The 23,501-nt window shown below is 73.3% G+C and carries 23 protein-coding genes; 10 read left to right on the top strand and 13 right to left on the bottom strand.

What is annotated here, in order from left to right:
* Nucleotides 1-57: 57 nt before the first annotated feature.
* Complete coding sequence (locus tag ACSU6M_RS30340; protein WP_437073998.1) at nucleotides 58-495, bottom strand: subtilase-type protease inhibitor; 438 nt, start codon at nucleotides 493-495, stop codon at nucleotides 58-60.
* 324 nt (nucleotides 496-819) lie between these two features.
* On the opposite strand from ACSU6M_RS30340, the gene ACSU6M_RS30335 reads away from it, so the two are divergent.
* Together ACSU6M_RS30335 and ACSU6M_RS30330 are read left to right on the top strand one after the other, a co-directional pair.
* Nucleotides 820-1,353, top strand: coding sequence for a hypothetical protein (locus tag ACSU6M_RS30335; RefSeq protein WP_437073996.1), 534 nt, complete (start codon nucleotides 820-822; stop codon nucleotides 1,351-1,353).
* A 97-nt stretch (nucleotides 1,354-1,450) separates the two neighbouring features.
* A complete protein-coding gene (locus ACSU6M_RS30330) occupies nucleotides 1,451-2,620 on the top strand; it encodes a lactate 2-monooxygenase (RefSeq protein WP_437073994.1) in 1,170 nt (389 codons plus the stop codon).
* A 101-nt stretch (nucleotides 2,621-2,721) separates the two neighbouring features.
* Here the strand turns inward: ACSU6M_RS30330 and ACSU6M_RS30325 are convergent, their stop codons facing one another.
* The 4 genes from ACSU6M_RS30325 to ACSU6M_RS30310 all read right to left on the bottom strand — a co-directional run bounded on the left by ACSU6M_RS30325 (nucleotide 2,722) and on the right by ACSU6M_RS30310 (nucleotide 7,685).
* Nucleotides 2,722-4,311, bottom strand: coding sequence for a ricin-type beta-trefoil lectin domain protein (locus tag ACSU6M_RS30325; protein WP_437073992.1), 1,590 nt, complete (start codon nucleotides 4,309-4,311; stop codon nucleotides 2,722-2,724).
* 419 nt (nucleotides 4,312-4,730) lie between these two features.
* Nucleotides 4,731-5,108 carry a toxin Doc gene (locus ACSU6M_RS30320; protein ID WP_437073990.1) on the bottom strand — a complete coding sequence of 126 codons (378 nt, stop codon included), beginning with the start codon at nucleotides 5,106-5,108 and terminating at the stop codon, nucleotides 4,731-4,733.
* Nucleotides 5,109-5,111: 3 nt separating this feature from the next.
* Nucleotides 5,112-5,357, bottom strand: a complete 246-nt coding sequence (locus tag ACSU6M_RS30315) for a hypothetical protein (RefSeq protein WP_437073988.1) — start codon at nucleotides 5,355-5,357, stop codon at nucleotides 5,112-5,114.
* Between the two features lie 84 nt (nucleotides 5,358-5,441).
* Nucleotides 5,442-7,685: a glycoside hydrolase family 9 protein gene (locus ACSU6M_RS30310; protein WP_437073986.1), complete on the bottom strand. Its 2,244-nt coding sequence runs from the start codon at nucleotides 7,683-7,685 to the stop codon at nucleotides 5,442-5,444.
* Between the two features lie 166 nt (nucleotides 7,686-7,851).
* Between ACSU6M_RS30310 and ACSU6M_RS30305 the strand changes: the two genes are divergently transcribed.
* Together ACSU6M_RS30305 and ACSU6M_RS30300 are read left to right on the top strand one after the other, a co-directional pair.
* On the top strand, nucleotides 7,852-10,659 hold the full coding sequence (locus ACSU6M_RS30305; protein WP_437073984.1) for an ATP-binding protein: 2,808 nt from the start codon (nucleotides 7,852-7,854) through the stop codon (nucleotides 10,657-10,659).
* Between the two features lie 109 nt (nucleotides 10,660-10,768).
* A complete protein-coding gene (locus tag ACSU6M_RS30300) occupies nucleotides 10,769-13,138 on the top strand; it encodes a SpoIIE family protein phosphatase (protein ID WP_437073982.1) in 2,370 nt (789 codons plus the stop codon).
* A gap of 77 nt (nucleotides 13,139-13,215) precedes the next feature.
* Here ACSU6M_RS30300 and ACSU6M_RS30295 read toward each other — a convergent pair whose 3' ends face one another.
* Genes ACSU6M_RS30295 through ACSU6M_RS30285 form a run of 3 tightly spaced genes read right to left on the bottom strand, consistent with a single transcriptional unit; the run spans nucleotide 13,216 to nucleotide 15,233 of the window.
* Nucleotides 13,216-14,184 carry an aldo/keto reductase gene (locus tag ACSU6M_RS30295; RefSeq protein ID WP_437073980.1) on the bottom strand — a complete coding sequence of 323 codons (969 nt, stop codon included), beginning with the start codon at nucleotides 14,182-14,184 and terminating at the stop codon, nucleotides 13,216-13,218.
* 50 nt (nucleotides 14,185-14,234) lie between these two features.
* Complete coding sequence (locus ACSU6M_RS30290; RefSeq protein WP_437073978.1) at nucleotides 14,235-14,765, bottom strand: flavoprotein; 531 nt, start codon at nucleotides 14,763-14,765, stop codon at nucleotides 14,235-14,237.
* A gap of 9 nt (nucleotides 14,766-14,774) precedes the next feature.
* Nucleotides 14,775-15,233 carry a nuclear transport factor 2 family protein gene (locus ACSU6M_RS30285; RefSeq protein ID WP_437073976.1) on the bottom strand — a complete coding sequence of 153 codons (459 nt, stop codon included), beginning with the start codon at nucleotides 15,231-15,233 and terminating at the stop codon, nucleotides 14,775-14,777.
* 87 nt (nucleotides 15,234-15,320) lie between these two features.
* Between ACSU6M_RS30285 and ACSU6M_RS30280 the strand changes: the two genes are divergently transcribed.
* Nucleotides 15,321-15,872, top strand: a complete 552-nt coding sequence (locus tag ACSU6M_RS30280) for a TetR/AcrR family transcriptional regulator (protein WP_437073974.1) — start codon at nucleotides 15,321-15,323, stop codon at nucleotides 15,870-15,872.
* Between the two features lie 158 nt (nucleotides 15,873-16,030).
* Nucleotides 16,031-16,660 carry a LysE family transporter gene (locus ACSU6M_RS30275; protein ID WP_437073973.1) on the top strand — a complete coding sequence of 210 codons (630 nt, stop codon included), beginning with the start codon at nucleotides 16,031-16,033 and terminating at the stop codon, nucleotides 16,658-16,660.
* A gap of 25 nt (nucleotides 16,661-16,685) precedes the next feature.
* Here the strand turns inward: ACSU6M_RS30275 and ACSU6M_RS30270 are convergent, their stop codons facing one another.
* On the bottom strand, nucleotides 16,686-17,144 hold the full coding sequence (locus tag ACSU6M_RS30270) for a nuclear transport factor 2 family protein (protein WP_437073971.1): 459 nt from the start codon (nucleotides 17,142-17,144) through the stop codon (nucleotides 16,686-16,688).
* A 247-nt stretch (nucleotides 17,145-17,391) separates the two neighbouring features.
* On the opposite strand from ACSU6M_RS30270, the gene ACSU6M_RS30265 reads away from it, so the two are divergent.
* Nucleotides 17,392-17,844 (top strand): nitroreductase family deazaflavin-dependent oxidoreductase, encoded by a 453-nt coding sequence (locus ACSU6M_RS30265; protein ID WP_437073969.1) that lies wholly within the window; start codon nucleotides 17,392-17,394, stop codon nucleotides 17,842-17,844.
* A gap of 66 nt (nucleotides 17,845-17,910) precedes the next feature.
* Here the strand turns inward: ACSU6M_RS30265 and ACSU6M_RS30260 are convergent, their stop codons facing one another.
* Nucleotides 17,911-18,828 carry a cation diffusion facilitator family transporter gene (locus ACSU6M_RS30260; RefSeq protein ID WP_437073967.1) on the bottom strand — a complete coding sequence of 306 codons (918 nt, stop codon included), beginning with the start codon at nucleotides 18,826-18,828 and terminating at the stop codon, nucleotides 17,911-17,913.
* A gap of 234 nt (nucleotides 18,829-19,062) precedes the next feature.
* Here ACSU6M_RS30260 and ACSU6M_RS30255 point away from each other — a divergent pair, with 234 nt between their 5' ends.
* Together ACSU6M_RS30255 and ACSU6M_RS30250 are read left to right on the top strand one after the other, a co-directional pair.
* Nucleotides 19,063-20,082 carry a glutathione S-transferase family protein gene (locus ACSU6M_RS30255; RefSeq protein WP_437073965.1) on the top strand — a complete coding sequence of 340 codons (1,020 nt, stop codon included), beginning with the start codon at nucleotides 19,063-19,065 and terminating at the stop codon, nucleotides 20,080-20,082.
* A gap of 47 nt (nucleotides 20,083-20,129) precedes the next feature.
* Nucleotides 20,130-20,435, top strand: a complete 306-nt coding sequence (locus tag ACSU6M_RS30250) for a DUF4235 domain-containing protein (RefSeq protein WP_437073964.1) — start codon at nucleotides 20,130-20,132, stop codon at nucleotides 20,433-20,435.
* 95 nt (nucleotides 20,436-20,530) lie between these two features.
* Here ACSU6M_RS30250 and ACSU6M_RS30245 read toward each other — a convergent pair whose 3' ends face one another.
* Together ACSU6M_RS30245 and ACSU6M_RS30240 are read right to left on the bottom strand one after the other, a co-directional pair.
* Nucleotides 20,531-20,914: a VOC family protein gene (locus ACSU6M_RS30245; RefSeq protein WP_437073963.1), complete on the bottom strand. Its 384-nt coding sequence runs from the start codon at nucleotides 20,912-20,914 to the stop codon at nucleotides 20,531-20,533.
* Nucleotides 20,915-20,978: 64 nt separating this feature from the next.
* Entirely contained in the window at nucleotides 20,979-21,446 is a 468-nt protein-coding gene (locus ACSU6M_RS30240) for a pyridoxamine 5'-phosphate oxidase family protein (protein WP_437073961.1), read from the bottom strand.
* A 292-nt stretch (nucleotides 21,447-21,738) separates the two neighbouring features.
* On the opposite strand from ACSU6M_RS30240, the gene ACSU6M_RS30235 reads away from it, so the two are divergent.
* On the top strand, nucleotides 21,739-22,119 hold the full coding sequence (locus tag ACSU6M_RS30235) for an anti-sigma factor antagonist (RefSeq protein WP_437073959.1): 381 nt from the start codon (nucleotides 21,739-21,741) through the stop codon (nucleotides 22,117-22,119).
* Nucleotides 22,120-22,188: 69 nt separating this feature from the next.
* Here the strand turns inward: ACSU6M_RS30235 and tuf are convergent, their stop codons facing one another.
* A complete protein-coding gene (tuf, locus tag ACSU6M_RS30230) occupies nucleotides 22,189-23,382 on the bottom strand; it encodes an elongation factor Tu (RefSeq protein ID WP_437073957.1) in 1,194 nt (397 codons plus the stop codon).
* Nucleotides 23,383-23,501 lie beyond the last annotated feature (119 nt).

Below are 23,501 nucleotides of genomic sequence, written 5' to 3'. Positions count from 1 at the left end.
CCCGCACTCCCCATCCGCGGGTCCGGCCGCGATCCACGCGTCCGTGCGGTCCCGGTCCTAGAACGCGAAGACGCTCGACTCGTAGGAGCTCTTCACGCACTCGTTGGCGAAGGTGCGCTCGTAGGAGACGCGCTGCCCCTGCCAGACACCGTCGACGGTGATGACCACGGGGTCCCACTGCCGGGTGCACATGACACCGGGCTCGGGCGTGGCGACCGCCGTCAGGTCACCGTCGGCGGCGCGCAGTTCGGCGCAGGCCGCCGCCGGGTCGGGGTGGGTGCCGGTGGGTGCCGTGGAGCAGTCCAGCGTGACGGCACGCTCGACGGTGGCGGCGCTCGCGCTCTCGCCGTGGCCCGTGGTGAGCACCAGGGCCGACGGGGCGTAGAGCGAGGCCGGTGCGCTGCCGGGGGCGGCGGTGGCGGCCCCGGTCAGAGGTCCGCAGAGGGCGCCGGCCGTGAGGCCGATGGTCGCTGCCCAGCGCGCGGTGGTTCGCATTGTGTGCATCCTTCCGCTCGGTTCGAGGGTTGCCGGACGGCCTCCGGGTGCGGTGCCGGACCGGCGAGCGCGAGTCTGCCGAGAACGCAGCCGGAATTCACATCGACCGCACGGGTTTCGGTAACCTTGCGTATTGAATCAGTGGCCAGAAGTGACGGAATCGACCGCTCCAGGCCCCGATTAGTCCGCTCCATGATCATCTGGAGTGGCCGAATGACCGCTTTTATCACGCTGGGTAATCGGCCTGAAACATTCCGGATCCGCGTCTCCCGGACACGTCCGCGACCCCTTGTGTTCATGAAGCGCGCGAGTAATCGTCATTACATGCTTACGAAGCAGCAGCAGGAGGAACTGCGCGGCTGGTTCGCCGGCCGTCTGCCCGACGGCCTCTTCGAGGAGCTGACCGAGGTCTCGGCCGACCGCGAGGAGATCACCGTCATCGGCCGCATCCCCGAGCCCCGGCCGGCCGAGGACGCCTCGCCCGCCGAACGGGAGGCGGCCGTACGGCGCCGGATCGAGGAGTTCCGGGAACGCACCCGTCAGGACCGCATGGCGGTCGCCCGCGAGGCCGAGCACCGGTTCGGCAGGAAGGTCTCCTGGGGCGTGCGGTGCGGGCCGCACCGCGCCCTGTTCACCCATCTCGCCGCTCCGGTGATGACCCGGCTGCGGCAGAGCGAACGCCAGGTGCTCGACACCCTCGTCGCCGCCGGCGTGGCCCGCAGCCGCAGCGACGCCCTCGCCTGGTGCGTCCGTCTGGTCAAGCGCCACACCGACGACTGGCTGACCGAACTGCGGGACTCCCTGGAGCACGTCCAGCAGGTCAGGGAACGCGGGCCCGACGCGCAGGACGAGGACTGACCGTCCCTTTCGCGCTCCGCCCTGTGGACGCGCCCGGCGGCACCCACCAGGATGCCGGGCGACGGCACGGCAGGGCGACGAGAGGCGGGGCGTACGGATGGGGCGGCACTGGGCGGACTTCCAGTACGAGATCTATCTCCACGGCATGTCGGGCGCGGTCCCGCGGCTCCCGACGGACCTGACCCGGCTGGAGGCGCTCACCGAGCAGCGCCTCGGTCCGGGCCCGGTCGGCTACGTGGCCGGCGCGGCGGGCGAGGGCAGCACGATGCGCGCCAACCGGGCCGCCCTGGACCGGCGCAGGATCGTCCCGCGCCTGCTGCGGGACGTGCGCGACCGGGATCTGTCCGTCGAGGTGCTGGGCCGCCGGCTGCCCGCGCCGGTGGCGCTCGCCCCGGTCGGCGTGCTGTCGATCCTGCACCCCGACGCCGAACCGGCCGCCGCGCGGGCCGCGGCCGCGCAGGGTGTGCCGTACATCCTGTCGTCGGCCTCCAGCACGCCCATGGAGCAGGTCGCCGAGGCGATGGGGGACGCCGAGCGCTGGTTCCAGCTGTACTGGGCCAAGGACCGCGACGTGACGCGGAGTTTCCTCCAGCGCGCCCGCGCGGCCGGGTTCGGTGTCCTGGTCGTCACCCTGGACACCCCGCTCCTCGGCTGGCGGCCGCGCGATCTCGACCGCGGGTATCTGCCGTTCCTGCACGGGGTGGGAACCGCGAACTACTTCTCCGACCCCGCGTTCCGGGCGGGCCTGGCCAAGCCGGTGCACGAGGATCCGGACGCCGCCGTGATGCACTTCGTCGGCATGTTCGCCGATCCCGGCAAGACATGGCCGGATCTGGCGTTCCTGCGGGAGAACTGGGACGGGCCGATCGTGCTCAAGGGGGTGCTGCATCCCGACGACGCCCGGCTGGCGGCCGACGCAGGCATGGACGGGGTGGTGGTGTCCAACCACGGGGGACGCCAGGTGGCGGGAGCGGTGGGCGCGGCCGACGCGTTGCCGCGGATCGCGGCGGCCGTGGGTGACCGGATCAGCGTGCTGTTCGACAGTGGGGTGCGGACCGGGGACGACGTGTTCAAGGCGTTGGCGCTGGGGGCTCGGGCCGTGCTTCTGGGGCGGCCCTATGCGTACGGTCTCGCTCTGGACGGGCAGGCGGGGGTGGAGCATGTCGTGCGGTGCCTGCTGGCGGAGTTCGATCTGACGCTGGCGCTCTCGGGGCATGCGAGGCCGGGGACGGTGTCGCCGGCCGACATCCTCGAGGAGTCGGGGTGATCTCTCGCGCCGCGGGGCGGGCCACGACCGGTGGTGGGGTCTCCGGCCGCCGGTCGTGGCTCGTCGCGCCCCACGGCGAAGCCGCGTAGCTGCGGCTCCGCTCAAGGGCGTTGGGGCTCCCCGTGCGGCAGAGAAGCCGAGCGTACGGACGCGGTGGCCCTCGTCGTGGACCAGCGCTGGTCACGGGATCCGTCTCTCACCTTGACCACGATGTCATCGGCGGCGACCGCCAGGGCCAGGCGGTCGTCCCAGCGGGGCAGGAACTCGCCCGCTTCGGTGAGGTCGTAGCGGACGTCGTCGGCGCGCGGGGTGCCGGCGTCGGCGCATCCCGCGAGGATCACGACTCCGGCGTCCATGTGGGAGTCCAGGCACAGGGCGGGGGCGGCGGCGCTGAGGAGGCGGCCGTCGTCCGTGTACGACCACAGCTGAGTGCCCGCCGAGGAGCACTCCGCCAGCTGGACCCCGGCCCCGGCCCGTGGCGGGCCCGCGATGTCGAGGCAGCGGTTCGCGCCCACGTTGAACAGCGCGGAGCGGCGGGGCGCGGTCGGCATCCCGGCGCTGCCGTGCGGTGCGGCCGGCGGGCTCGCGGAGTCCTCGCCCGGCGAGGGGGCGCCCGTGGAGGCCATCGGCTCGGCCCCGCCGTCGCCGTCCCACATCCCGGCGCCGACGAGGACGGCGAGCAGACCGGCCGAGGCCAGCCCGACTCCGGTGAGCAGGGCGCGCGGTGAGCGCCCGTCAGCGGCGGTACGCGGCAGGCGGCGGCGTGTGCCGCCCCGGACCCTCGGCGCGCCGTGCCGGGCGGACCGGCGCGGGACCGCTGCCGGGCGGACGCGTCCCGGACGGGAGTCGACATAGCGGCGGGCACCCCAGCCGAGTACCGCCTCGGCGATCACATCGCCCAGACCGCCGTCGAAATAACTCAGTTGTTCGGCGGCGGCACGGCAGTAACCGCACTCGTCGAGATGGCGCCGCACATCCGGAAGCAGCGCCCCGCCCCGCCGCATCGGGACGTCCAGAAGGCGGTTGTGGAAGCGGCATTCCTTTGTCGGCGCGAGTTCCCTATGCGCGCGGACACAGCCTTCCCGGAGTTTCTCACGCGCTTGTTCGACGGACGCCGCCGCGAGCCCGGCGTCCATACCCAGCAGCGCCGCGGGAACGGAAACCGCTTCCGCCTCGACCTCGGTGTGCCACAGCAGGCACTGGTCGACTCTCGGCAACGACTGGAATGCGCGTTCGACAAGTCTGCGGTTTTCCGGCATCAAGGAGGCCGCCGCCCGCATACCGCGCCCTCCGGCCGGTTTCCTGAGGCCCGGCAGAACGGCCGATATCCGGTCCTCGGCGGCCCACAGCCGCACGGTGTCCCGTACGCCGGTCAGCAGCCGCGGGCGCAGCGCGACGCCCGGTTCGCCGAGGGTGAGGCGGTCGAGGAGCTGGTGGACGGCGGCCGCGGTGACCATGGACGCGGCGGGTCCGGCGTCGGCGAGGCAGATGACCGCGTACTCGTGCGCGGACCGCCAATGCCGCGCGACCAGCAGGGCGGTGGAACGGGAGACCTCCGTATCGGAACCGCCGCGGAGCCGGCCGGCGAGGGACTCGTCGGATTCTCCGGGAAACGCGCCGCGCTGGGCGTCCCCCCGGCCGAAGGCTGGGGGAGGGTAGGGCGGACGGGGAGGGTGGGGGGTGGGTGGCACTGAACGGATTCCTTCCCACGCGTGTGCGACACACAGGAGTTCGGGCGACCGGAAAAAGCGTCCGGACTCCGGGCGCATCACCTTTCCATAGCGCGCACAAGGCCAACAAGGCACTTGGGCAACATGCGTATCGCTGAAAGAAAGTCAGGAAGAAGTTCCGCCCGGCGAATCGGGCTGCTTTTCGCCATTCCATGCGCCCCGTGTGAATGGCACGCACACGCCCGTCCGTCGCGCACGCTCCCATGGAAGGAGGGCGCGTAGTGGACTGTGTACCGGCCTCCTCGGCAGGCCCCGCGCGAAACGGCGGCTCTTCGCGCGAAACGGCCGCCGGCCCCGTTCCTCCCGCCCTCGGTCGGCGGCCCCGAGCGTCCGGCCGGGGGCACGGCTTCCTCGGAGGGGGCCGGCGGCCCCCGCAGGCGCTATATCTGCCAGGACCGCAGCCGGTCGGCCGCCCCGTAGACGTCCGCCTTGCCGTCGATGAGATCTCGGGCCAGGTCGACCAGGGCACCGTAGGGCGGATCGATGCCGACGCCGCTGACGAACATGTAGGCGACCGCCGTGGCGCAGGCGAAGCGGGCGTTGGCCGCGGGCAGCGGCTTGAGCACGGCGAGGGTGTGCAGCAGGGCGGCGGCGCGCCAGGCGGGGTCGGAGTCCACCCCGAGGCGCGGCGGGTCCACGCGGTGCCGGGCGACGGCGGCCACCAGCGCGGAGAAGTCGTTGATCGTGGGCTGCTCCGGCAGCACTTCCTCGTGGCGCTGGAGCAGCCAGGGCACGTCGATGTGGATGACAGGCGTCATCGGTCAGGCGACCCGCCCCTCGCCCTGGCCGGGCGTCTCGTCCTCCGGGAAAGCGGCGGCGAACTCGTCGGCATGGGCGGAGAAGAAGCGGCGGAATGCCTCGGCACCCTCCTGGAGCGCCCGGTGCCGGGCGATGTCGGCCGCGGCGGCCTCCCGCACGAGGGCCTTCATCGACGTACCGCGCTCCTTGGCGATCTGCCGCAGGTCCTCAAGCTCGCGCTCGCTGAACTCCACATTCAGAGCTGGCATGACGCCACGGTACCGCTCGGGTACTGGCCAGTAAATACTCCCTGGTCAGCAGCGCCCCGAGACGGTACCGTGCGCCACCGGGCCTCAGCCCTGGTCGGCGACGAAGGACGCCATCCGGGCCAGGGCGGCGTTCCAGTTGATCGTGTGCTCGTTGGTGGACCAGGACTGGATGTCGTCGATGTAGCAGAACTGGCCGACGCAGCCCCGCAGCTTCGCCTGCGCGAAGGGGTCCTGGATGCTGGAGTTCGGTCCGCCGGCCAGGGTGCCGCGCGGCGGGTTCGGCTGGTCGGCGTCCAGCTGGTGGGCGTACCAGCGGGCGTGCTGGTTCTGTGCGCTGACCTCGCCGTACCCGGTGACGTAGGAGATGTTCAGGGCGTTGCGGCCGAAGAGGTAGTCCATGGCCTGGAGCGCGCCGTCGCGGTACTTGTCGGCGCCGGTGAGGTCGTAGGCGGTGGCCAGGACGACGGCGTTGTTGAGGATCTGGTGGTTGGAGCCCCAGTCGTAGGTCTGGCCGGCGGGCGCGTACGGGATGCCGTACGGGTGGGCCTTGAGGGTGGCCAGGTAGCGGTCGGCGCCGCGGACGACGGACTGGCGCACCTTGTCGCGGCCCGGCAGGGCGCTGGGCACCAGGGCCAGGTCCAGACGGCCGGCGGCGGCGGTGCGGGCCCAGTCGAAGCCGAGGGGGCCGAAGATGTCGGCGGTGTGGACCGGCGACTTCAGGATGTGCTCGGCGAACTGCTTCTCCCCCGTGGTGAGGTACAGCTCGGCGGCCGCCCAGTAGAACTCGTCGGTGACGTCCCGGTCGGCGTAGGTGCCGCCGCCGATGCCGTCGCTCTCGGAGGCGTAGATGTCGGGGTGGGCGAGCGCTGCCGCCCATGCCTTGCGCGCGGCGGCCAGGGTCTCGGCGGCGAACCGCCGGTCGTAGGGCCGGTAGACGCGGGCCGCCTGGGCCGCCGTCGCCGCGAGGTTGAGGGTCGCGGCGGTGGACGGCGGGTGCAGTTCGCGCTTCTGCGGGTCGTCGTGCGGCATCAGCGGCAGGCCGGTCCACTGCTCGTCGTGGATCTTGTGGTGGGCCATGCCGGCCAGCGGCTGTCCGTCCGGCACCTGCATCTTCAGCAGGAACTCCAGCTCCCAGCGGGCCTCGTCGAGGATGTCCGGCACCTTGTTGCCGCTCTCGGGCAGGGCGAGGGTGCCGTCTGCGAGCCGCTCGCGCTCGCCGGTGCGGGCGAACCGGGCGCGCTCGTAGGTGCTGAGCACCTCCCAGGTGGAGATGCCGCCGTTGACGACGTACTTGCCGTGGTCGCCGGCGTCGTACCAGCCGCCCGACACGTCCAGGGTGTAGTCGCACACGCCCGGCTGGCAGGGCACGGCCGTGTCGCCCTGGTTGGGGGCGACGCCGACGTGTCCGGCGGGGCGGCCGTAGCCGGGGCGCAGGTCGTCACGGATGGGGGTGCCGCTGCGCTGGGTGTAGTAGTACTTCAGCGCGTCCAGGCGCAGCCGCTCCCAGGCGGCAGTGCCGAGGTCGAAGGGGCGGCTGGTCTCGCCGTCGGCGGTCAGCGTGTAGCCCTCGCCGGCCGTGCGGTAGGCGCCGAAGTCGATGGAGTGGACGTTCTGTCCGGAGGAGGCGTCGGTGCCGCGCGGCACGGTCCGGCCCCGGGCGACGACGGTTCCGCCGGCGTTCTTCAGCTGCCAGGGCAGCGGTGCGGTGGCGTCGGTGACGAGCGTGGCGTTCTTGGGCCCGGCGGGCAGATAGCCGACCTGGTTGACGCGCACCCGCGGCCCGGTGTCCGGCTCGTACGCCTCGGGCGGCACACCGCCCAGCAGCGAAACGTCGTCCATGCAGAAGCGCCAGGCGTCCGGGCTGCCGCCCAGCTGGAAGGCGACCTGCGCGCCGGTGGTGTCGACGGGCGAGGTGAAGGTGTACGCGTAGGCGTTCCCGGAGACGCTGAGCTGCGGCGTCACCTCGAACCAGGTGTCGTACGGGGCCGTCGCCAGGCCGACGATCGCGCGCACGACGTGTCCTTCGGGGGTGCCGGTGGCGCTGAAGGAGAAGCGGTACGACTCCCCCTTGACCAGGGTCACGTCGTTCTGGCCGACGGCGGCGTCCCAGCGGTTGGCGGTGCCGCCGGGGACGTCGGCGCACATCCGGCCCTCGGAGAGGCCGGCGGTGACGTTGGCCGAGGCCCACCAGGGCGCGGTTCCGCTGTCGAAGGTGCCGTTCTTGAGCTGCTCGACCTCCTCGGCGGTGGCGTTCGGCGCGGGCAGTGCGGTCAGGGCGGCCGCCAGGAGCGCGGTGAGGGGGAGCAGGGCGGTACTGCGTCTGTTCACGGATTCGGCTCCTCGGAGGTGCGGTGCCGCGCTCCCGTGGGAGCGCTCCCAAAACTCGGACGAGGCACATGGTGTGGCAGTGGCGACGCCCAGTCAACGGTCCGGGCACAACGACTCGCTTTCCCCCGCCGGCCCCTCGCACCGCGGGCGCCCGGATAATGACCCGGTGTCCGCCGAAGAGATCTCCGCCCGCGAAGCCGAGGTGCTCGCGCTGCTCGGGGAGCACCTGACCAACGCGGAGATCGCCGCGCGGCTGTTCCTCTCCGTGCGCACCGTCGAGTCCCATGTCTCCTCCCTGCTGCGCAAGCTGGAGATGCCGGACCGGCGCGCGCTGGCCCGGCACGCGGCCGCGGCACCGCGCACCGGGCCGTCCCGGCCTGCGCCCGCGCTGCCCGCTGCGCTGACGGCGTTCGTCGGACGGGCGCGTGAGCGCGGGGAGTTGGCCGCGGCCCTGCGGGAGCACCGGCAGGTGACCGCCGTCGGGCCGGGCGGTGTCGGCAAGACGCGGCTCGCCCTGGCGGTGGCGGCCGACGCGGCCGGGGAGTTCGCCGACGGGGTGTGGTTCGTCGACCTGGTGCCGGTCACCGATCCGGGGCGGGTCGGGGCGGCGGTCGCGGCGGCCCTGGGGGTGGGCGAGCAGCCCGGGAGCGGCGTCGACGACGCCGTCCTGGCCTCGCTCGCGGACCACCGGGCGCTGCTGGTGCTCGACAACTGCGAGCAGGTGCGCGACGGTGTGGCGCCGTTCGTGGAGCGGCTGCTGGCGGCCTGTCCCGAGGTGCGGGTCCTGGTGACCAGCCGGGCGCGGCTGATGGTGCCGTTCGAGCGGGTCTTCCCGGTGCCGCCGCTGTCGCGGGAGGGCGGTGAGGAGTCGGACGCCGTGGCGCTGTTCCTGAACCGGGCGGCGGCGGTCGGCCAGGCGCCGCCTCCGGGGGTCGGCGAGGGGGTCGTCGCCGTGTGCGAACGGCTCGGCGGGATGGCGCTGGCGATCGAGCTGGCGGCGGCACGCTGGGCCACGCTGGGCCTGGACGGTCTCACGGCCGGCCTCTGCGACCCGTTGCGGATCCTCACCGGCGGCCCGCGCGCCGACGACCGGCACCATTCCGTGCGGGCCGTGCTGGACTGGAGCCACGAACTGCTGGAGCCGCCGGACCGGGTGCTGCTGCGCCGGGTGTCGGTGTTCGTCGCGCCGTTCACCGCGGCGGCGGCCGCCGAGGTCGCCGGGTTCGCGCCGCTGGACCCGGCCGCGGTGGTGGACGGGCTCGGCCGGCTCGCCGAGCAGAGCCTGCTGACGGTGCTGCCCTCCCGGACCGGCACCCGCTACCAGGCGCTGGAGACCATCCGCCAGTACGGCAGGGAGCGTCTGGAGGACGCCGGCGAGCACGAGGAGGTGCCGGCCCGGCACACCGGCTGGTGCCTGGCCGCCGCCGTCTCGCTCGGCCAGGCCGAGGGTGCGGACCTGCGGGCCCGGTTCGACGCCGTCGCGGACGATCTGCGCACCGCCCTCGCCTGGGCCGCCGGCCGTCCGGAACGGCGGGGCGACGCCTACGAACTGGCCTCGGCGCTGGCCGGGTTGGCGTTCTCCCGCACCCTGCTCGGGGAGGCCCAGCAGCGCTACGAGCAGGCGGCCGGGCTCGCCGACGCGGCCGCCGCGGCCGAGACCCTGCGGCAGGCCGCCGGGGTGGCCGGATGCCGCAGGCTCGGCGACGACATGTTCCGGCTGCACCGCGCCGCCGCCGAGGCCGCGCTGCGGGCCGGGGACCGGGCCGGGGCCGGACGCGATCTGGCGACCGCCGCCACCGTCGCGTACCGCTTCTCGACCTCCTTCACCCGGATCCCTCCCGAGGAGGAGGCGAGGGCCCTGCTGGAGCGGGCCCGGGACCTCGCGGGTGACGACCCGGACGCGCGGGCGGCCGTGGCGCTGGCGGAGGCGGCGGTGGTCGCGGACGCGTTCGGCGCGCTCCAGGCGGAGACCCGGCTGACCGCCGAGGAGAGCGTCCGCAGCGCCGAGCACGCCGTGCGGCTCGCCCGGCGCTCGGGCGACCCGGTGGCGGAGTCGGCCGCCCTCGACGCGCTGTCCGGGGCGGGCAGCTGGACCGGCGACGCCTTCGCCGTCGCGGACGCCATCCGGCGCCGTATCGACCTGCTGGCCTCGGTGCCGGCCACGCCCGTGCCCACGCACGAGCTGATGGACGCCCTCGCCATGGCCTCCGGAACCGCCCTCGGGGTGGGCGATCTGCCGCGCGCCCGGCGCTGGGGCCGGCAGCTCGCCGAGCACCCGCTGCTCGCCGAGGCCGGGCACCACGCCATGTCCTGGCTGCTGACCACGGAGGCGTTCGCCGGGCACGCCGAGGAGGTCATCACCCGCAGTGCGCGCTTCCTGGAGTCGTGGGAGCACAGCGGCCGCCCCCGGTCGCTGTCCCTCGGTGCCGCCGCGGCGTCGGTGGCCATGGTCCACGGGCTGCGCGGCGACCACGCCGCCCGCGCGCGCTGGTGCGGCGTCGTCGACCGGGCGGACACGGCGGTGCAGCACCGGCACGGCTACGGCGCGGTCCTCGACGCCATGGTGCTGCTCCACCACGGGGACGCCGACGCGGCCCTGGAGCGGCTCGCGCCGGAGCCGGAGGAGGTGTGGAAGTGGGTGTGCTGGATCTGGCTGCACTGGTACGTGGCCCTACGGGCGGAGGCGGCCGTGCTGGCCGGTGACCCGCGGGCCCGCGCCCGGATCGACACCGCGCGGACCGTCGTGGCGGGCAATCCCGTGGCCACCGCCCAGGTGGAGCGGGCCGAGGCGCTGCTGGCGGGCGACGTGCCCCGCCAGCTCGCCGCCGCGGCGGCCTTCGAAGCGGCCGGCTGCCCCTATCAGGCGGCCCGCACCCTGCTGCTGGCGGGCGGCGCGCACACCGCCGCGGGCGAGGCGGCCCTGACCGCCCTGGGCCTGGGGGCCGCCGGCCCCGCGCACGGCGAGCGGGGGTGACCCCCTGTCGTCGGGCGGGGCTCCCGTGGGCCGGGACAGCGGGAACCACTACGCTGGAACGGAAGCGACGCGCCTGTCAACTGTGAGTGTGCGCGATGGAGTGGCGACGATGAGCCTGGTCTATCCGTTCGACGAGGCCGCGACGGCCCGGGCTGTCATCGCCGAGGACGGCACGCTGGCCGCGTGGAACGAGGGTGCCCGGCGGCTGCTGGGATGGACCGCCGAGGAGGTGCTGGGCCGTCCGGCGACCCGGCTCGTCGACGGCCCCGTCCCCGACCTGCGGGGCGCCCGCTGGGACGGGACGCTGACCCTGCGCCACCGCGACGGCCGTACGGTCGAGGTGTGGCTGCTCGCCCACCACCGGCTGCCCCCGGACGGCGGCCCCGGCCACTGGCTCGTCGTCACCCCGCTGGAACGGCCCGCGCCGCGCCCGCCCGACGACCCGGTGCAGGTGTCGGCGCTCGCGCAGTCCCCGTGCGCGCTCGCGGTCTACGACGAGCGGCTGCGGCTGCTGTCGGTCAACGAGGCCATGGCCCGCACGCTCGGCCTGCCCGAGGAGCGCATCCTGGGCCTCAGGCTGTCCGAGATCGGCGGGAAGCCGCAGAGCGAGGAGCTGGAGGAGAACGCGCTGGAGGTGCTGGCCACCGGCCGGCCACGGGACGTGCAGACGTATCTGCGCACCGGCGGCGAGGACCGGGCGCACGCCTGGCTCGCCAGGATGACGCCGGTCGTGGACGCCACCGGCCGGGTGCGGGGGGTGTGCCTGACGGCGCACGACTTCACCGACAGCTATCTGGCCCGCGAGCGGCTGCAGTTGGTCAACGAGGCGAGCGTGCGCATCGGCACCACGCTCGACGTCACCCGCACGGCCCAGGAGCTGGCCGATGTGTGCGTGCCGGCGCTGGCCGACTTCGTCAGCGTCGATCTGCTGGACGCCGACGAGCAGAGCGGTGATCCCCCGGCGCGCATCACCGTGCCCGTGGGGCTGCGCCGGGTGGCCCACCAGTCGGTGAACCCGGGCAGCCCCGAGGCGGTGGTCAAGCCCGGGGAGTTCGACCACTACCCGGCCACCTCGCCGCAGGCCGCCTCGCTCGTCGCGGGCCGCACCACCGTCGCCTCGGTGGCCGCAGGCGACCTGGAGCAGTGGCTGACCCGGTCGCGGACCCGTCGCGAACGGGTCCAGGAGTACGGCATCCACTCCACGATGTCGGTGCCCATCCAGGCCCGCGGCACCACCCTCGGCGTCGCGGTGCTCACCCGGTTCCGGCGGCCCGACCCCTTCACTCCCGACGACGTGCTGCTGGCCGAGGAGATCACGGCCCGCGCCGCGGTCTGCATCGACAACGCCCGCCGCTTCTCCCGCGAACGGGAGACCGCCCTCGCGCTCCAGCGCAGCCTGCTGCCCCGCCGGCTGCCGCGCACCGCCGCGGTGGCGGCGGCCTCCCGCTATCTCCCCGCGGCCCGCGCCGGGGTGGGCGGCGACTGGTTCGACGTCATCCCGCTGTCCGGCATGCGGGTCGCCATGGTCGTCGGCGACGTCGTCGGCCACGGGGTGCAGGCGTCGGCGACGATGGGCCGGCTGCGCACGGCCGTGCGCACCCTGGCCGACATCGACCTCACCCCGGACGAACTCCTCACGCACCTCGACGATCTCGTCGTACGGCTGTCGGAGGAGAACGGCGAGGGCGGCCGGCCCGGCGAGCTGGGCGCCACCTGTGTGTACGCGGTGTATGACCCGGTGTCCCGGCGGTGCACCCTGGCGCGGGCCGGGCATCCCGCCCCGCTGATGCTGCCGCCGGACGGGCCGCCGCGGGAGGTGGACGTGCCCGCGGGTCCACCGCTGGGCCATGGCGGGCTGCCGTTCGAGTGCGGTGAGCTGTATCTGCCCGAGGGCACCCTGCTCGCGTTCTACACCGACGGTCTGGTCGAGTCGCGGGCGCGGGACCCCGAGGCCGGGCGCGCGCTGCTGCGGGAGGCGCTGGCGGTGCACACCGGCTCCCTCGACGAGACCTGCGACCGGATCCTCGCCGCGCTGCTGCCGCCGGACGGGGTCGCCGACGACGTGGCGCTGCTGCTGGCCGGCACGCGCGGGCTGCCGCCGGAGCGGGTGGCCACCTGGGACATTCCGGCCGACCCCGCGCTGGTCGCCCCCATCCGCAAGCAGGTGGTGGAGCAGCTGGCCACATGGCGGCTGGACGAGGCGTCGTTCACCGCGGAGTTGGTGGTCAGTGAGCTGGTGACCAACGCGATCCGCTACGGGGCCCGGCCCATTCGGCTGCGGCTGATCCATGACACGGACACCTTGATCTGCGAGGTGTCCGACACCAGTCACACCGCGCCGCATCTTCGGCGGGCGAAGACGTGGGACGAGGGCGGGCGCGGGCTGCTGCTGGTCGCTCAGCTGACGCAGCGGTGGGGCAGCCGGCACACGGCCGACGGGAAGACCATCTGGGCGGAGCTGGGGTTGTTCGAGGAGTAGCGCCGTCGCGGTCGCGGTTTCACCCCCGTGTGCAGGCCGCCTGTGGTTCTCGCGCAGTGCCCCGCGCCCCTTGTCTCTCAGTGCCCGGCGATCGGATGCGGGGTATAGGCGCGTTCCAGCTCCTCCATCTCCTTCTCCGTGAGCCGGAGTTCCGTCGCCGCCACCGCGTCCTCGAGGTGGTGGGGCTTGGACGCGCCGATGATCGGGGCCGTGACCGGGGCCTTGTTCAGCAGCCAGGCCAGGGCCACTTGGGCGCGGGGGACGCCTCGGGACTGGGCGATGGCGGTGACCGCCTCGACGACGGCGCGGTCGCCGTCCTGGTAGAGGGTGCTGCCGAAGCCGTCCGTGGCGCTGCGGTCGGTGACCGTGCCCCAGTCGCGGGTGAGGCGGCCGCGGGCGAGGGGGCTCCAGGGCAGGACGCCGACGCCCTGGTCGGCGCACAGGGGCAGCATCTCGCGTTCCTCCTCGCGGTAGAGGAGGTTGTAGTGGTTCTGCATGGAGACGAACCTCGTCCAGCCGTGCAGTTCGGCGGTGTGCTGCATCTTCGCGAACTGCCAGGCGTACATCGAACTGGCCCCGATGTAGCGGACCTTGCCCGCCTTCACCAGGTCGTGCAGGGCCTCCATGGTCTCCTCGACCGGGGTGTGCGGGTCGAAGCGGTGGATCTGGTAGAGGTCGACGTAGTCGGTGCCGAGGCGGGTGAGGCTGTGGTCGATCTCGGTGAGGATGGCCTTGCGGGACAGGCCGGCGCCGTTGGGGCCGGGCCGCATGCGGCCGTGCACCTTGGTGGCCAGCACGATCTCGTCACGGCGGGCGAAGTCGCGCAGCGCCTTGCCGACGATCTCCTCGCTGGTGCCGTCGGAGTAGACGTTGGCGGTGTCGAAGAAGGTGATCCCGGCCTCCAGGGCCTGCCGGATCAGCGGGCGGGACGCCTCCTCGCCGAGGGTCCACTCGTGCACACCCCGGTCCGGTTCGCCGTAGGTCATGCAGCCCAGGCAGATGCGGGACACGTCCAGTCCCGTCGAACCCAGCTTCACGTACTGCATCGTCGCTGTTCCCCTCGTCGGCGGTGGGTGTCCGAGGGGAGCCTACGGCGTCAGCGCTCCAGCAGGTCCAGTGCCCGCTCCCAGGGGAACCCGGGGCGCCGGCCGTCCGGTCCGGGGTCGCCGGTGAAGGGCTCGCCGAAGCGCACGCCCATGCCGCGCAGGCGTATCAGGCTGTCCCGGTAGGCGGGGTGGGCGGCGAGGGCGCCGGCCACGCACGGCAGCACGGCGATGGGGACACCCAGTCCGCATGCCTCGCTGAGGGTGCCCAGGGCGAGGGTGTCGGCGATGCCGGCGGCCCACTTGTTGACGGTGTTGAAGGTGGCGGGCGCCACGGCGACGGCGTCCGGCGGCGGGAAGGGGCGCGGGTCGGCGGGTGAGCGCCAGGCGGAGCGGACGGGGCGGCCGGTGAGGGCCTCGACGGCGTCCGCGTCGAAGAAGCCGTTCATGGCGTGGGGCGTGGCGATGACGCCGACCTGCCAGCCCCTCGCCTGCGCGGCGGTGACGAGCGTGCCGACGCCGTCGGCGATCCCGGCGGCGCAGACGACGACGTAGAGGAAGGGCTCGGGGGCGTCTCCGGTCATCCGGGAACCCTACTGGAGCGGGAAGGTGAGGCCGCGTTCGGTCTCGGGGCGCGGCCCGTGGATGCGGCGCTCGTGCTCCTCGATGGGGACGTCGTTGATCGACGCCTCCCGGCGGGTCATCAGGCCCCGCTCGTCGAACTCCCACAGCTCGTTCCCGTACGACCGCCACCAGCGGCCGGCGGCGTCCTGGCACTCGTACTGGAACCGTACGGCGATGCGGTCGCCGTCGAAGGCCCACAGGTCCTTGCGCAGGGCGTACTGCCGCTCGCGGGCCCACTTGGCGGTGAGGAACCGGGCGATCTCGTCGCGGCCGGTGAGGAAGGTGTCGCGGTTGCGCCATACCGAGTCCTCGGAGTACGCGAGGGCCACCTTGTGCGGGTCGCGGGTGTTCCAGGCGTCCTCGGCGGCCTGGACCTTCTGCGCGGCGGTCTCGCGGGTGAACGGCGGCAGGGGCGGTCGGCTGGTCACGGGTCCTCCTGAGGGAGAGGGAGAACGAGCGTTCTCCCGGTGGCTGCTACCGTAGGAGAACGCTCGTTCTCACGTCAAGGAGTGCCCATGGACAGCGCGACCGCCCGCGAGAAGGCCCTGGACGCCGCGGAGACGCTGTTCTACGGGCGCGGCGTCCAGGCGGTCGGCATGGACGACGTACGCGGCGCCTCGGGCGTCTCGCTCAAGCGGCTCTACCAGCTCTTCCCGGCCAAGGAGCAGCTGGTCGTCGCCTATCTGGAGCGCCGCGACGAGCGCTGGCGCGGCCGGCTCGCCGCCCATGTCGCCGGGCACAAGGATCCGGAACGTCGGATTCTCGCCGTTTTCGACTGGCTGGAGCACTGGTTCGCCGAGCCCGGCTTCCGCGGCTGCGCCTGGATCAACGCCCACGGCGAACTGGGCGCGACCTCGCCCCGCGTGGCGGAGCAGGTCCGCGCCCACAAGACGGCGTTCCGCGCCTACCTGACCGACCTGGTGACGTCCGCGGGGCGGCCCGGACATCTCGCCGGTCCGCTCTTCCTGCTGGCGGAGGGAGCGATGGTGACGGCGGGCATCACGGGCACGACGCAGCCGGCCCGAGAGGCGAGAGAAGCGGCGAGCACTCTGCTCTCCGCCGGGTGAGACGCCCCTGGGGGCGCGAGGTCGTACCGATGTGCGGCTCCGCCGCGCGGGCGCGAAGGGCCACACCGCACCCTTGGCCGGGAGCGACGGCCGGCCAGGCAGCCGCACAGGCGAAATCCGGTTGCCCGCCGCCCCGAGGAACCCCCAGGATCCACCCCATGGAACCGCTCGTGGCCGGGCTGGTCGCCGGCTACGGCATCGCCGTACCCGTCGGCGCGGTCGGCACCTACCTCGTCTCGCTCACCGCCCGCACCACCCTGCGCACGGGAGCCGCCGCGGCGCTCGGCGTCGCCTCGGCCGACGGCCTGTACGCCCTCCTCGCCACCGCCGGCGGCTCCGCGCTCGCCGACACCCTGCGCCCGGCCGTGACCCCGCTGCGCTGGGCGTCGGTCCTGGTCCTGCTGGCCCTCGCGGTCCTCGGCGCGGCAGGCGCCCTGCGCCGCCACCGCGCCCGCGACCTGCGCACCCGCACGGACCCGCCCCCGCCCAGCGCCCACCGGGCGTATCTGGGCCTGCTCGGCGTCACCCTCCTCAACCCGACCACCGTCATCTACTTCGCCGCCCTCGTCCTGGGCACCGGCGCAAACGGCATCCAGGACAGCGGCGCCACGGCACAGACCGTGTTCGTGCTGGCCGCCTTCGCCGCCTCCGCCAGCTGGCAGCTGCTGCTCGCCGGCGGCGGCGCCCTGCTGGGCCGCGCCCTGACGGGTCATCGGGGCCGGCTGGTGACGGCCCTGGTGTCGAGCGCGGTGATGGCGGCCCTCGCGCTGCGTACCGCGGTGGGGTAGCCGGTGCCTGGCCGAGCGGGCCGGATCAGTCGGACGGCCCCTGGGACGTCTCGTCGGTGAAGGCGCGGGCCACGGCGAGGGTGTCCTCGTAGAGGTGGTGGCGGACCAGCAGGCCGTCCTCGACGGTCAGGTGCAGGGCGAATCTGGCGCGATACGGACGTCCCGTGGCCTTGGAGGTCTGCCGGATCTCGCCGAGGACCACGGCGTCGGCCCCGTCGACGAGGATCCGCTCCACACGGGTGGCGGACTCGTCGCCGACGTGGTGTTCGGCGAGGTCCCGGTAGTGGGCGGCGGCGTCGGCGCGGGTGGAGCGGTGCCGGACCCAGGGGGTGGCGGCCCGGCCGTGCTCGGGCTCGGGCCAGTTCAGGCGCCAGTCCACCCGTTCGGCGTACAGGTCGGCGATGCGGTCCGGGTCGCCCTGGCCGATGCGGCGCAGCAGTTCCTCGACGACGCCGCGGGTCGTCGGGCGGGGGGTGGCGGTCATGGACGTTCGTTCTCCTTCGGGAGTTCTCGCGGGCGGTTCGCGCGATGATCACGACTGTGCCCGAGAGGCGCGCCCCGGTGCGATCGGGCGGGGGGCAATCGCGCCGCGCTCCCCGGCCCCCGGTGGACCTGCCGGTGGCCGAAAGCCGCCAGGGCCGGCGGGGCGGCGGGTAGGGATGGCTCCGGTACCGGCCGCTTCGCGACGCGGTGCCGCATCACCCGTAGGCGACGACGGAAACGGAGTCCGTATGCCTCTTGAGGGCGAGTACGAACCGAGCCCGACCCGGTGGGTCCGCGAGCAGGTGGAGCTGTACGAGAGCTCCGGCGGCACCGAGGGGACCACGCTGGGCGACACCGGGCTGCCGGTGGTCATCATGACCACGCTGGGCGCACGCAGCGGCAGGATCCGCAAGACGCCGTTGATGCGGGTCGAGCACGAGGGCAGCTACGCGGCCGTGGCCTCGGCCGGCGGCGGCCCGAAGCACCCTGTCTGGTACCACAACCTCCTGGCCGATCCGCGGGTGGAACTGCGGGACGGCCCCGTCCGGCGGGACATGAAGGCACGGGAGGTCACCGGCGAGGAGCGGGCCGTGTGGTGGGAGCGGGCGGTCGCCGCCTACCCCCCGTACGCCGAGTACCAGGAGCGGACGGACCGGCGGATCCCCGTCTTCGTGCTCGAACCGGTCGAGGAAGCGCACTGATCACGCCGGATCCGAGGATTTCCGCGCCCGGCAGGCATGAATGACGCCGGGCCGGGCATCCGGGTGTCAGGCCCCGCCGCGTTCCCCCGTCGCGGCGGGGCTCTGCTCTGCCTCGCGCGCGGGCCGGTCGGTGACGTCGAGGAAGATCTGCTCGGCCTCGGGCACGGCCCGCGCGATCGAGCGCTTGATGCGCACGGCGACCTGCTCGACGCGTTCGCTGTCGATGCCGGGCACCAGATCGATCCGGGCCGCGACCAGCGTCGAGTCCAGCCCGATCTGCATGGTGAACAGCGCCTCCACGCTGTCGATCTCGGGCTGCGCCTCAAGGAGCGCCCGGATCCGGCCGCTCGCCTCCGGGTCGGCGGCCTGCCCGATCAGCCGGTCGCGGGCCTCGCGGCCCAGCCGGTAGGCGACCAGGACCAGCAGCGCGCCGATCGCCAGCGAGGCGGCGGCCTCCCACGCCGCCTGCCCGGTGGCCCGGTGCAGCGCCATGCCCGCGAAGGCGAGGGCCACGCCGATCACCGCTGTGCCGTCCTCGGCGACGACCGTGCGCAGGGCCGGGTCGCGCAGACCGTCGTGCCCGTCGTGGGCGCGCAGCTGGTACAGCGCCCGCAGCAGCGAGGCGCCCTCGGCGAGGAACGCCACAGCGAGGACGACCATGCCGGCGGCGTAGCCCGTGAAGTCCTCGCGCGCCGAGCCGGTCAGCGCCTCCAGGGCCTGGAAGAAGGAGAAGCAGCCGCCCATCACGAAGATCCCGACGGCCGCGAGCAGTGCCCAGAAGAAGCGTTCCTTGCCGTAGCCGAAGGGGTGGCGGCGGTCGGCGGGGCGGCGGCTGCGGCGCAGCGCGGTGAGCAGGAAGACCTCGTTGAGGCTGTCGGCGACGGAGTGCGCCGCCTCCGACAGCAGGGCGGGTGACCCGGCGACGAGTCCTCCGACCACCTTCGCGGCCGCGATCACCAGGTTCGCGCCGAGGGCCACCAGCACGGTGACGCGGGTCCTTCGGTCCGACCTCCGGTCGGTCCGGCGTTCGGTCCTGCCACCGTTCTTGCCCTCGGTCCCGCGCTCGGTCCTGCCATCGGTCCTGTGGTCTGCCTTCCGGGGTGTCGACGCATCACTCACCCACGTCGACTCCCCCGCCGGTCACGGATCACACCGTTCCGGGCGGCGAAACGGGGTACCCGTACGGCAGCAGCCGTGTGGTGGGGAGGATGGCGTGGCATGACCGACAGCGGCGAGGGCAACAGCGCCTACGGCCGGAGGAGCTTCAGGCGGTCCAAGAGTCGTTTCACGGACCGGATCACCGCGGACGGCCGGGACGGCTGGCCGGTGGAGGCCGGCCGCTACCGGCTGGTGGTGAGCCGCGCCTGCCCCTGGGCGAGCCGGGCGGTGATCTCCCGGCGGCTGCTGGGTCTGGAGGACGCGCTGTCGCTGGCGATCGCGGATCCGATCCAGGACGACCGCAGCTGGCGCTTCACGCTGGACCCGGACGGCCGCGATCCGGTCCTCGGCATCCGCTTCCTGAGCGAGGCGTACGACCGGCGGGAGAAGGGCCATCCGGACGGGGTGAGCGTGCCGGCGATCGTGGACGTGCCCAGCGGTGTGCTGGTCACCAACGACTACGGGCGCATCACCCTCGACCTCGCCACCGAGTGGACGGCCCTGCACCGCGAGGGCGCGCCGGACCTGTACCCCGAGCGGCTGCGGGACGAGATCGACGAGGTGATGGCGGCCGTGTACACGGACGTCAACAACGGGGTGTACCAGGCGGGGTTCGCCACCGGGCAGGCGGAGTACGAGGCCGCCTGCGCGGGGGTGTTCCGGCGGCTCGAGTGGCTGTCCTCGCGGCTGGAGCGGCGGCGCTATCTGGTCGGCGACACGCTCACCGAGGCGGACATCCGGCTGTTCACCACGCTGGTCCGCTTCGACGCGGTGTACCACGGCCACTTCAAGTGCAACCGCTGGAAGGTGGCGGAGGATCCGGTGCTGTGGGCGTACGCCCGCGATCTGTTCCAGACGCCGGGGTTCGGGGACACCGTGGACTTCGACCACATCAAACGGCACTACTACCAGGTGCACACCGGCATCAACCCGACCCGGCTGGTGCCGCTCGGGCCGGATCTGTCCGGCTGGCTCACCCCACATCACCGGGAGCAGCTGGGCGGGCGGCCCTTCGGCGACGGTACGCCGCCGGGGCCGGTGCGGCGGGACGAGGAGGTCCCGGCCGCGGGCCGGCCCTGACGTCGTACGTGTCCGTCACCACCGTGCGTATCCGGAAAGGAGCCCTCGTGGCCAGGAAGAAGAAGAAAGCCAAGCTCCCGATCGCCTACAAGCCGCTCGGCTTCGTCCTCGGCTATGCCGGCGGAACGCTGTCCGGGCTCGCCTTCCGCCGGACCTGGCGGGCGCTGCGGCACGAGGACGACGCCCCCGACCCGCTCGACCGCGACCGGGGCTGGGGCGAGATCCTCCTGGCCGCCGCCCTCCAGGGCGCCATCTTCGCCGCGGTCCGCAGCGTGGTGGACCGCAGCGGGGCCAAGGCCGTCGAACGCCGGACGGGCATCTGGCCGGGCGACGAGAAGAAGGGCCGGGCCTGACCGAGTTCGACCGAGGCCGACCGCCGAGCAGGCGGTCGGCCTTTTTCATGGGGAGGACGAGAGGCGGGGGCGTCAGGAGCCCGGCGCGACAGGCCCTAGCCCTGTTTGGGGGCGGTCGGGGGGCGGCGGCGCAGGACGAAGGAGTGGCCGGCGGGGTCGGCGTAGGCGCGTTCCTCGTGGGGGCCGCTGGTGTCGGTGGGGCGGCCGCCGAGGGAGACGATGCGGCGTTCGGCGGCGTCGAGGTCGTCGGCCTCCAGTTCGAGGTGCACCTGGAGGGAGTTCTCGGGGCGTGGCCAGCTCGGCGGGGTGGCGTTGACATCGCGGCGGAAGGCCAGCAGGGTGCCGGCGGCGCTGCGGACCTCCACCCGGTTGGCGGTCGAGTGGACCTCGTCGGCCCCCAGCAACTCCTTGTAGAACTCGGCGAGTTTCTCCGGCTCGGCACAGTCGAGCACGACCACGCACGCGGTCACCAGTGTCATGTCTCCTCCGTGGGGTCCGGGGCGCGGTGACGCCCCTCGTCCCGGATCCCCCGGAGCCGCCGTTTCAGTCGGTCACGAGCCAGGTACCGCCCGCCATCAGCTCCCGCCCGCCGCCCTCGCCGGTCTCCCGCCACGCCTGGATCTGCACGGGGCGGATACGGAAGTACAGGTAGGGCGTGGACAGTTCGCGCGGATCGACGCCCGTCCTCGCGGCGAACGCGTCCGCCTCGTCCTGGGGAAGGTCGGCCGGGAGCACGGCGTCGGCGACCCCCTCCACCAGCACGACGTCCCGTGGTCCGCCGATCCCGACGCGGGCGCGCCCGTTCGCGGCGAGGTCCCGGCCGGTACGGGACCCGGCGGGTGTGGCGATCAGCAGCGAGGTGCCGTCCCACACGGAGGGCAGCGGTACGAGATAGGGTGCGCCCGGCTCCTCCCCCGCCGTGGCGACCCACGCGTCGACGGCCTCCTCCAGCCGCCGCAGCACGTCCTGCAACCGCGGCTCGGTGGGCCCTAGGGACTCCGGGTTGCTCATGGAAAGCCCTCCTGGTGTGGGGATGGCCGGAGACCTCCAGTGTGACCTCCCCTCCCCCTCCGTACCGGGATCACCGGGCCGGTTCCCCGGGCGAGCGCCGCGGAGCGCGGGGCCGCGCACCGGAACCCCGCCCCCTCGGCGTCCGGCGCGAACCGTGGATGAACGCCTGTGGACGACCTCCCCCACAAATCAACGACATATGTCAATCGAACATGCTGCAATTCATGCGTTCGAGGGTAACTTGCCTGTCAGGAAACGGAATTGGGCCCGTCCGGTTGGAGGCGACGTCGTCGTGCAGCAGGATCCCGTGCCGCTGAGCCGGCATCTCCGCGTCCGTACGGACCGGGGCTACACGGTCCTGGAGTTCCGCGGTGAGATCGACATCGCCGCGGCGGCGGAGATCCTGCCGCACCTGGACGCCGTCACCGCCCGGCGCGGCGCGCGGGTCGTGCTGGACCTGGGCGGTGTGGAGTTCTTCGACTGCTCCGGGCTGCGCCTGCTCACCCGTGCCAGACTCCGCGTGCTGCGCGGGGGCGGGCGGCTGCACCTGGTGTGCACCCACCCGCTGATCCTGCGCGTCCTGCGGGTGACCGGCGTGAGCCGTCTGCTGCCCCCGCAGCCGACGCTGGACGTCGCCCTGGAGCAGCCCGAGAGCACGTACGGCTCCTTATGACACGTACGGCTCCTTTATGACACGCACGGCTCCGTGTGACCTGAGCGGACCCGAGCCGACCCCGCTCCGCTAGTCCAGGATCCTCGTGACCTGACCGGCGCCCACCGTCCGGCCGCCCTCGCGGATCGCGAACTTCAGGCCCTCCTCCATGGCGACCGGCTGGATCAGCTCGACGAGCATGCCGGTGTTGTCGCCCGGCATCACCATCTCGGTGCCCTCGGGCAGGGTCACCACCCCGGTGACGTCGGTGGTACGGAAGTAGAACTGGGGGCGGTAGTTCTGGAAGAACGGCGTGTGCCGGCCGCCCTCGTCCTTGGACAGGATGTACGCCTGCGCCTCGAACCGCTTGTGCGGGGTGACCGATCCCGGCCGGATCACCACCTGCCCTCGCTCGACCTCCTCCCGCTTGACCCCGCGCAGCAGCAGCCCGACGTTCTCCCCCGCCCGGCCCTCGTCCAGCAGCTTGCGGAACATCTCGATGCCGGTGACGGTCGACTTCGTCCTGCGCTCGCGGATGCCGATGATCTCGACCTCGCTGTGGACGCGCAGCACCCCGCGCTCGATCCGGCCGGTGACGACGGTGCCGCGGCCGGTGATGGTGAAGACGTCCTCGATCGGCATCAGGAACGGCCGGTCGACGTCCCGCGCCGGCTCCGGCACGAACGCGTCGACGGCGTCCATGAGCCGCAGCACCGAGTGCCCCCACTCCGGGTCCCCCTCCAGCGCCTTGAGCGCGGAGACCCGCACCACCGGCACGTCGTCGCCGGGAAAGTCGTACTCGGTGAGCAGTTCGCGCACCTCCAGCTCGACCAGCTCCAGGATCTCCTCGTCGTCCACCATGTCCGCCTTGTTCAGGGCGACCACGATGGACGGCACCCCGACCTGCCGGGCCAGCAGCACATGCTCCTTGGTCTGCGGCATCGGCCCGTCCGTGCCCGCGACGACCAGGATCGCCCCGTCCATCTGGGCCGCCCCGGTGATCATGTTCTTGATGTAGTCGGCGTGCCCCGGGCAGTCGACGTGCGCGTAGTGCCGGCGTTCCGTCTGGTACTCCACGTGCGCGATCGAGATCGTGATGCCGCGCTGCCGCTCCTCCGGCGCCTTGTCGATCTGATCGAACGGCGTGAAGGGATTGAGGTCGGGGAACCGGTCGTGCAGCACCTTCGTGATGGCCGCCGTCAGGGTCGTCTTGCCGTGGTCGATGTGGCCGATGGTGCCGATGTTGACGTGCGGTTTGGTGCGCTCGAACTTCGCCTTCGCCACTACGGGCCTCCTGGTCACCTCGCTGCTGCCGAGCCGTGCGCCCTCCTGAGTCATGTGTAGGCGCTGCGCCCGCACTCGAACAGGGCGCTCGCGCCCGTACGCCCCCAACCGGCCTGTCT

Source organism: Streptomyces sp. enrichment culture (assembly GCF_964272895.1).
Classification (GTDB): domain Bacteria; phylum Actinomycetota; class Actinomycetes; order Streptomycetales; family Streptomycetaceae; genus Streptomyces.
This window is presented reverse-complemented; position numbering and strand designations above follow the sequence as displayed.

Coding starts and splice junctions, on each gene's coding strand:
- ACSU6M_RS30340 (WP_437073998.1), bottom strand. CDS start 495: ATGCGAACCACCGCGCGCTGGGCAGCGACCATCGGCCTCACGGCCGGC.
- ACSU6M_RS30290 (WP_437073978.1), bottom strand. CDS start 14,765: ATGACCGGAGACGCCCCCGAGCCCTTCCTCTACGTCGTCGTCTGCGCC.
- ACSU6M_RS30315 (WP_437073988.1), bottom strand. CDS start 5,357: ATGCCAGCTCTGAATGTGGAGTTCAGCGAGCGCGAGCTTGAGGACCTG.
- ACSU6M_RS30320 (WP_437073990.1), bottom strand. CDS start 5,108: ATGACGCCTGTCATCCACATCGACGTGCCCTGGCTGCTCCAGCGCCAC.
- ACSU6M_RS30295 (WP_437073980.1), bottom strand. CDS start 14,184: ATGCAGTACGTGAAGCTGGGTTCGACGGGACTGGACGTGTCCCGCATC.
- ACSU6M_RS30270 (WP_437073971.1), bottom strand. CDS start 17,144: ATGACCGCCACCCCCCGCCCGACGACCCGCGGCGTCGTCGAGGAACTG.
- ACSU6M_RS30255 (WP_437073965.1), top strand. CDS start 19,063: ATGACCGACAGCGGCGAGGGCAACAGCGCCTACGGCCGGAGGAGCTTC.
- ACSU6M_RS30335 (WP_437073996.1), top strand. CDS start 820: ATGCTTACGAAGCAGCAGCAGGAGGAACTGCGCGGCTGGTTCGCCGGC.
- ACSU6M_RS30265 (WP_437073969.1), top strand. CDS start 17,392: ATGCCTCTTGAGGGCGAGTACGAACCGAGCCCGACCCGGTGGGTCCGC.
- ACSU6M_RS30280 (WP_437073974.1), top strand. CDS start 15,321: ATGGACAGCGCGACCGCCCGCGAGAAGGCCCTGGACGCCGCGGAGACG.
- ACSU6M_RS30240 (WP_437073961.1), bottom strand. CDS start 21,446: ATGAGCAACCCGGAGTCCCTAGGGCCCACCGAGCCGCGGTTGCAGGAC.
- ACSU6M_RS30300 (WP_437073982.1), top strand. CDS start 10,769: ATGAGCCTGGTCTATCCGTTCGACGAGGCCGCGACGGCCCGGGCTGTC.
- ACSU6M_RS30330 (WP_437073994.1), top strand. CDS start 1,451: ATGGGGCGGCACTGGGCGGACTTCCAGTACGAGATCTATCTCCACGGC.
- ACSU6M_RS30275 (WP_437073973.1), top strand. CDS start 16,031: ATGGAACCGCTCGTGGCCGGGCTGGTCGCCGGCTACGGCATCGCCGTA.
- ACSU6M_RS30245 (WP_437073963.1), bottom strand. CDS start 20,914: ATGACACTGGTGACCGCGTGCGTGGTCGTGCTCGACTGTGCCGAGCCG.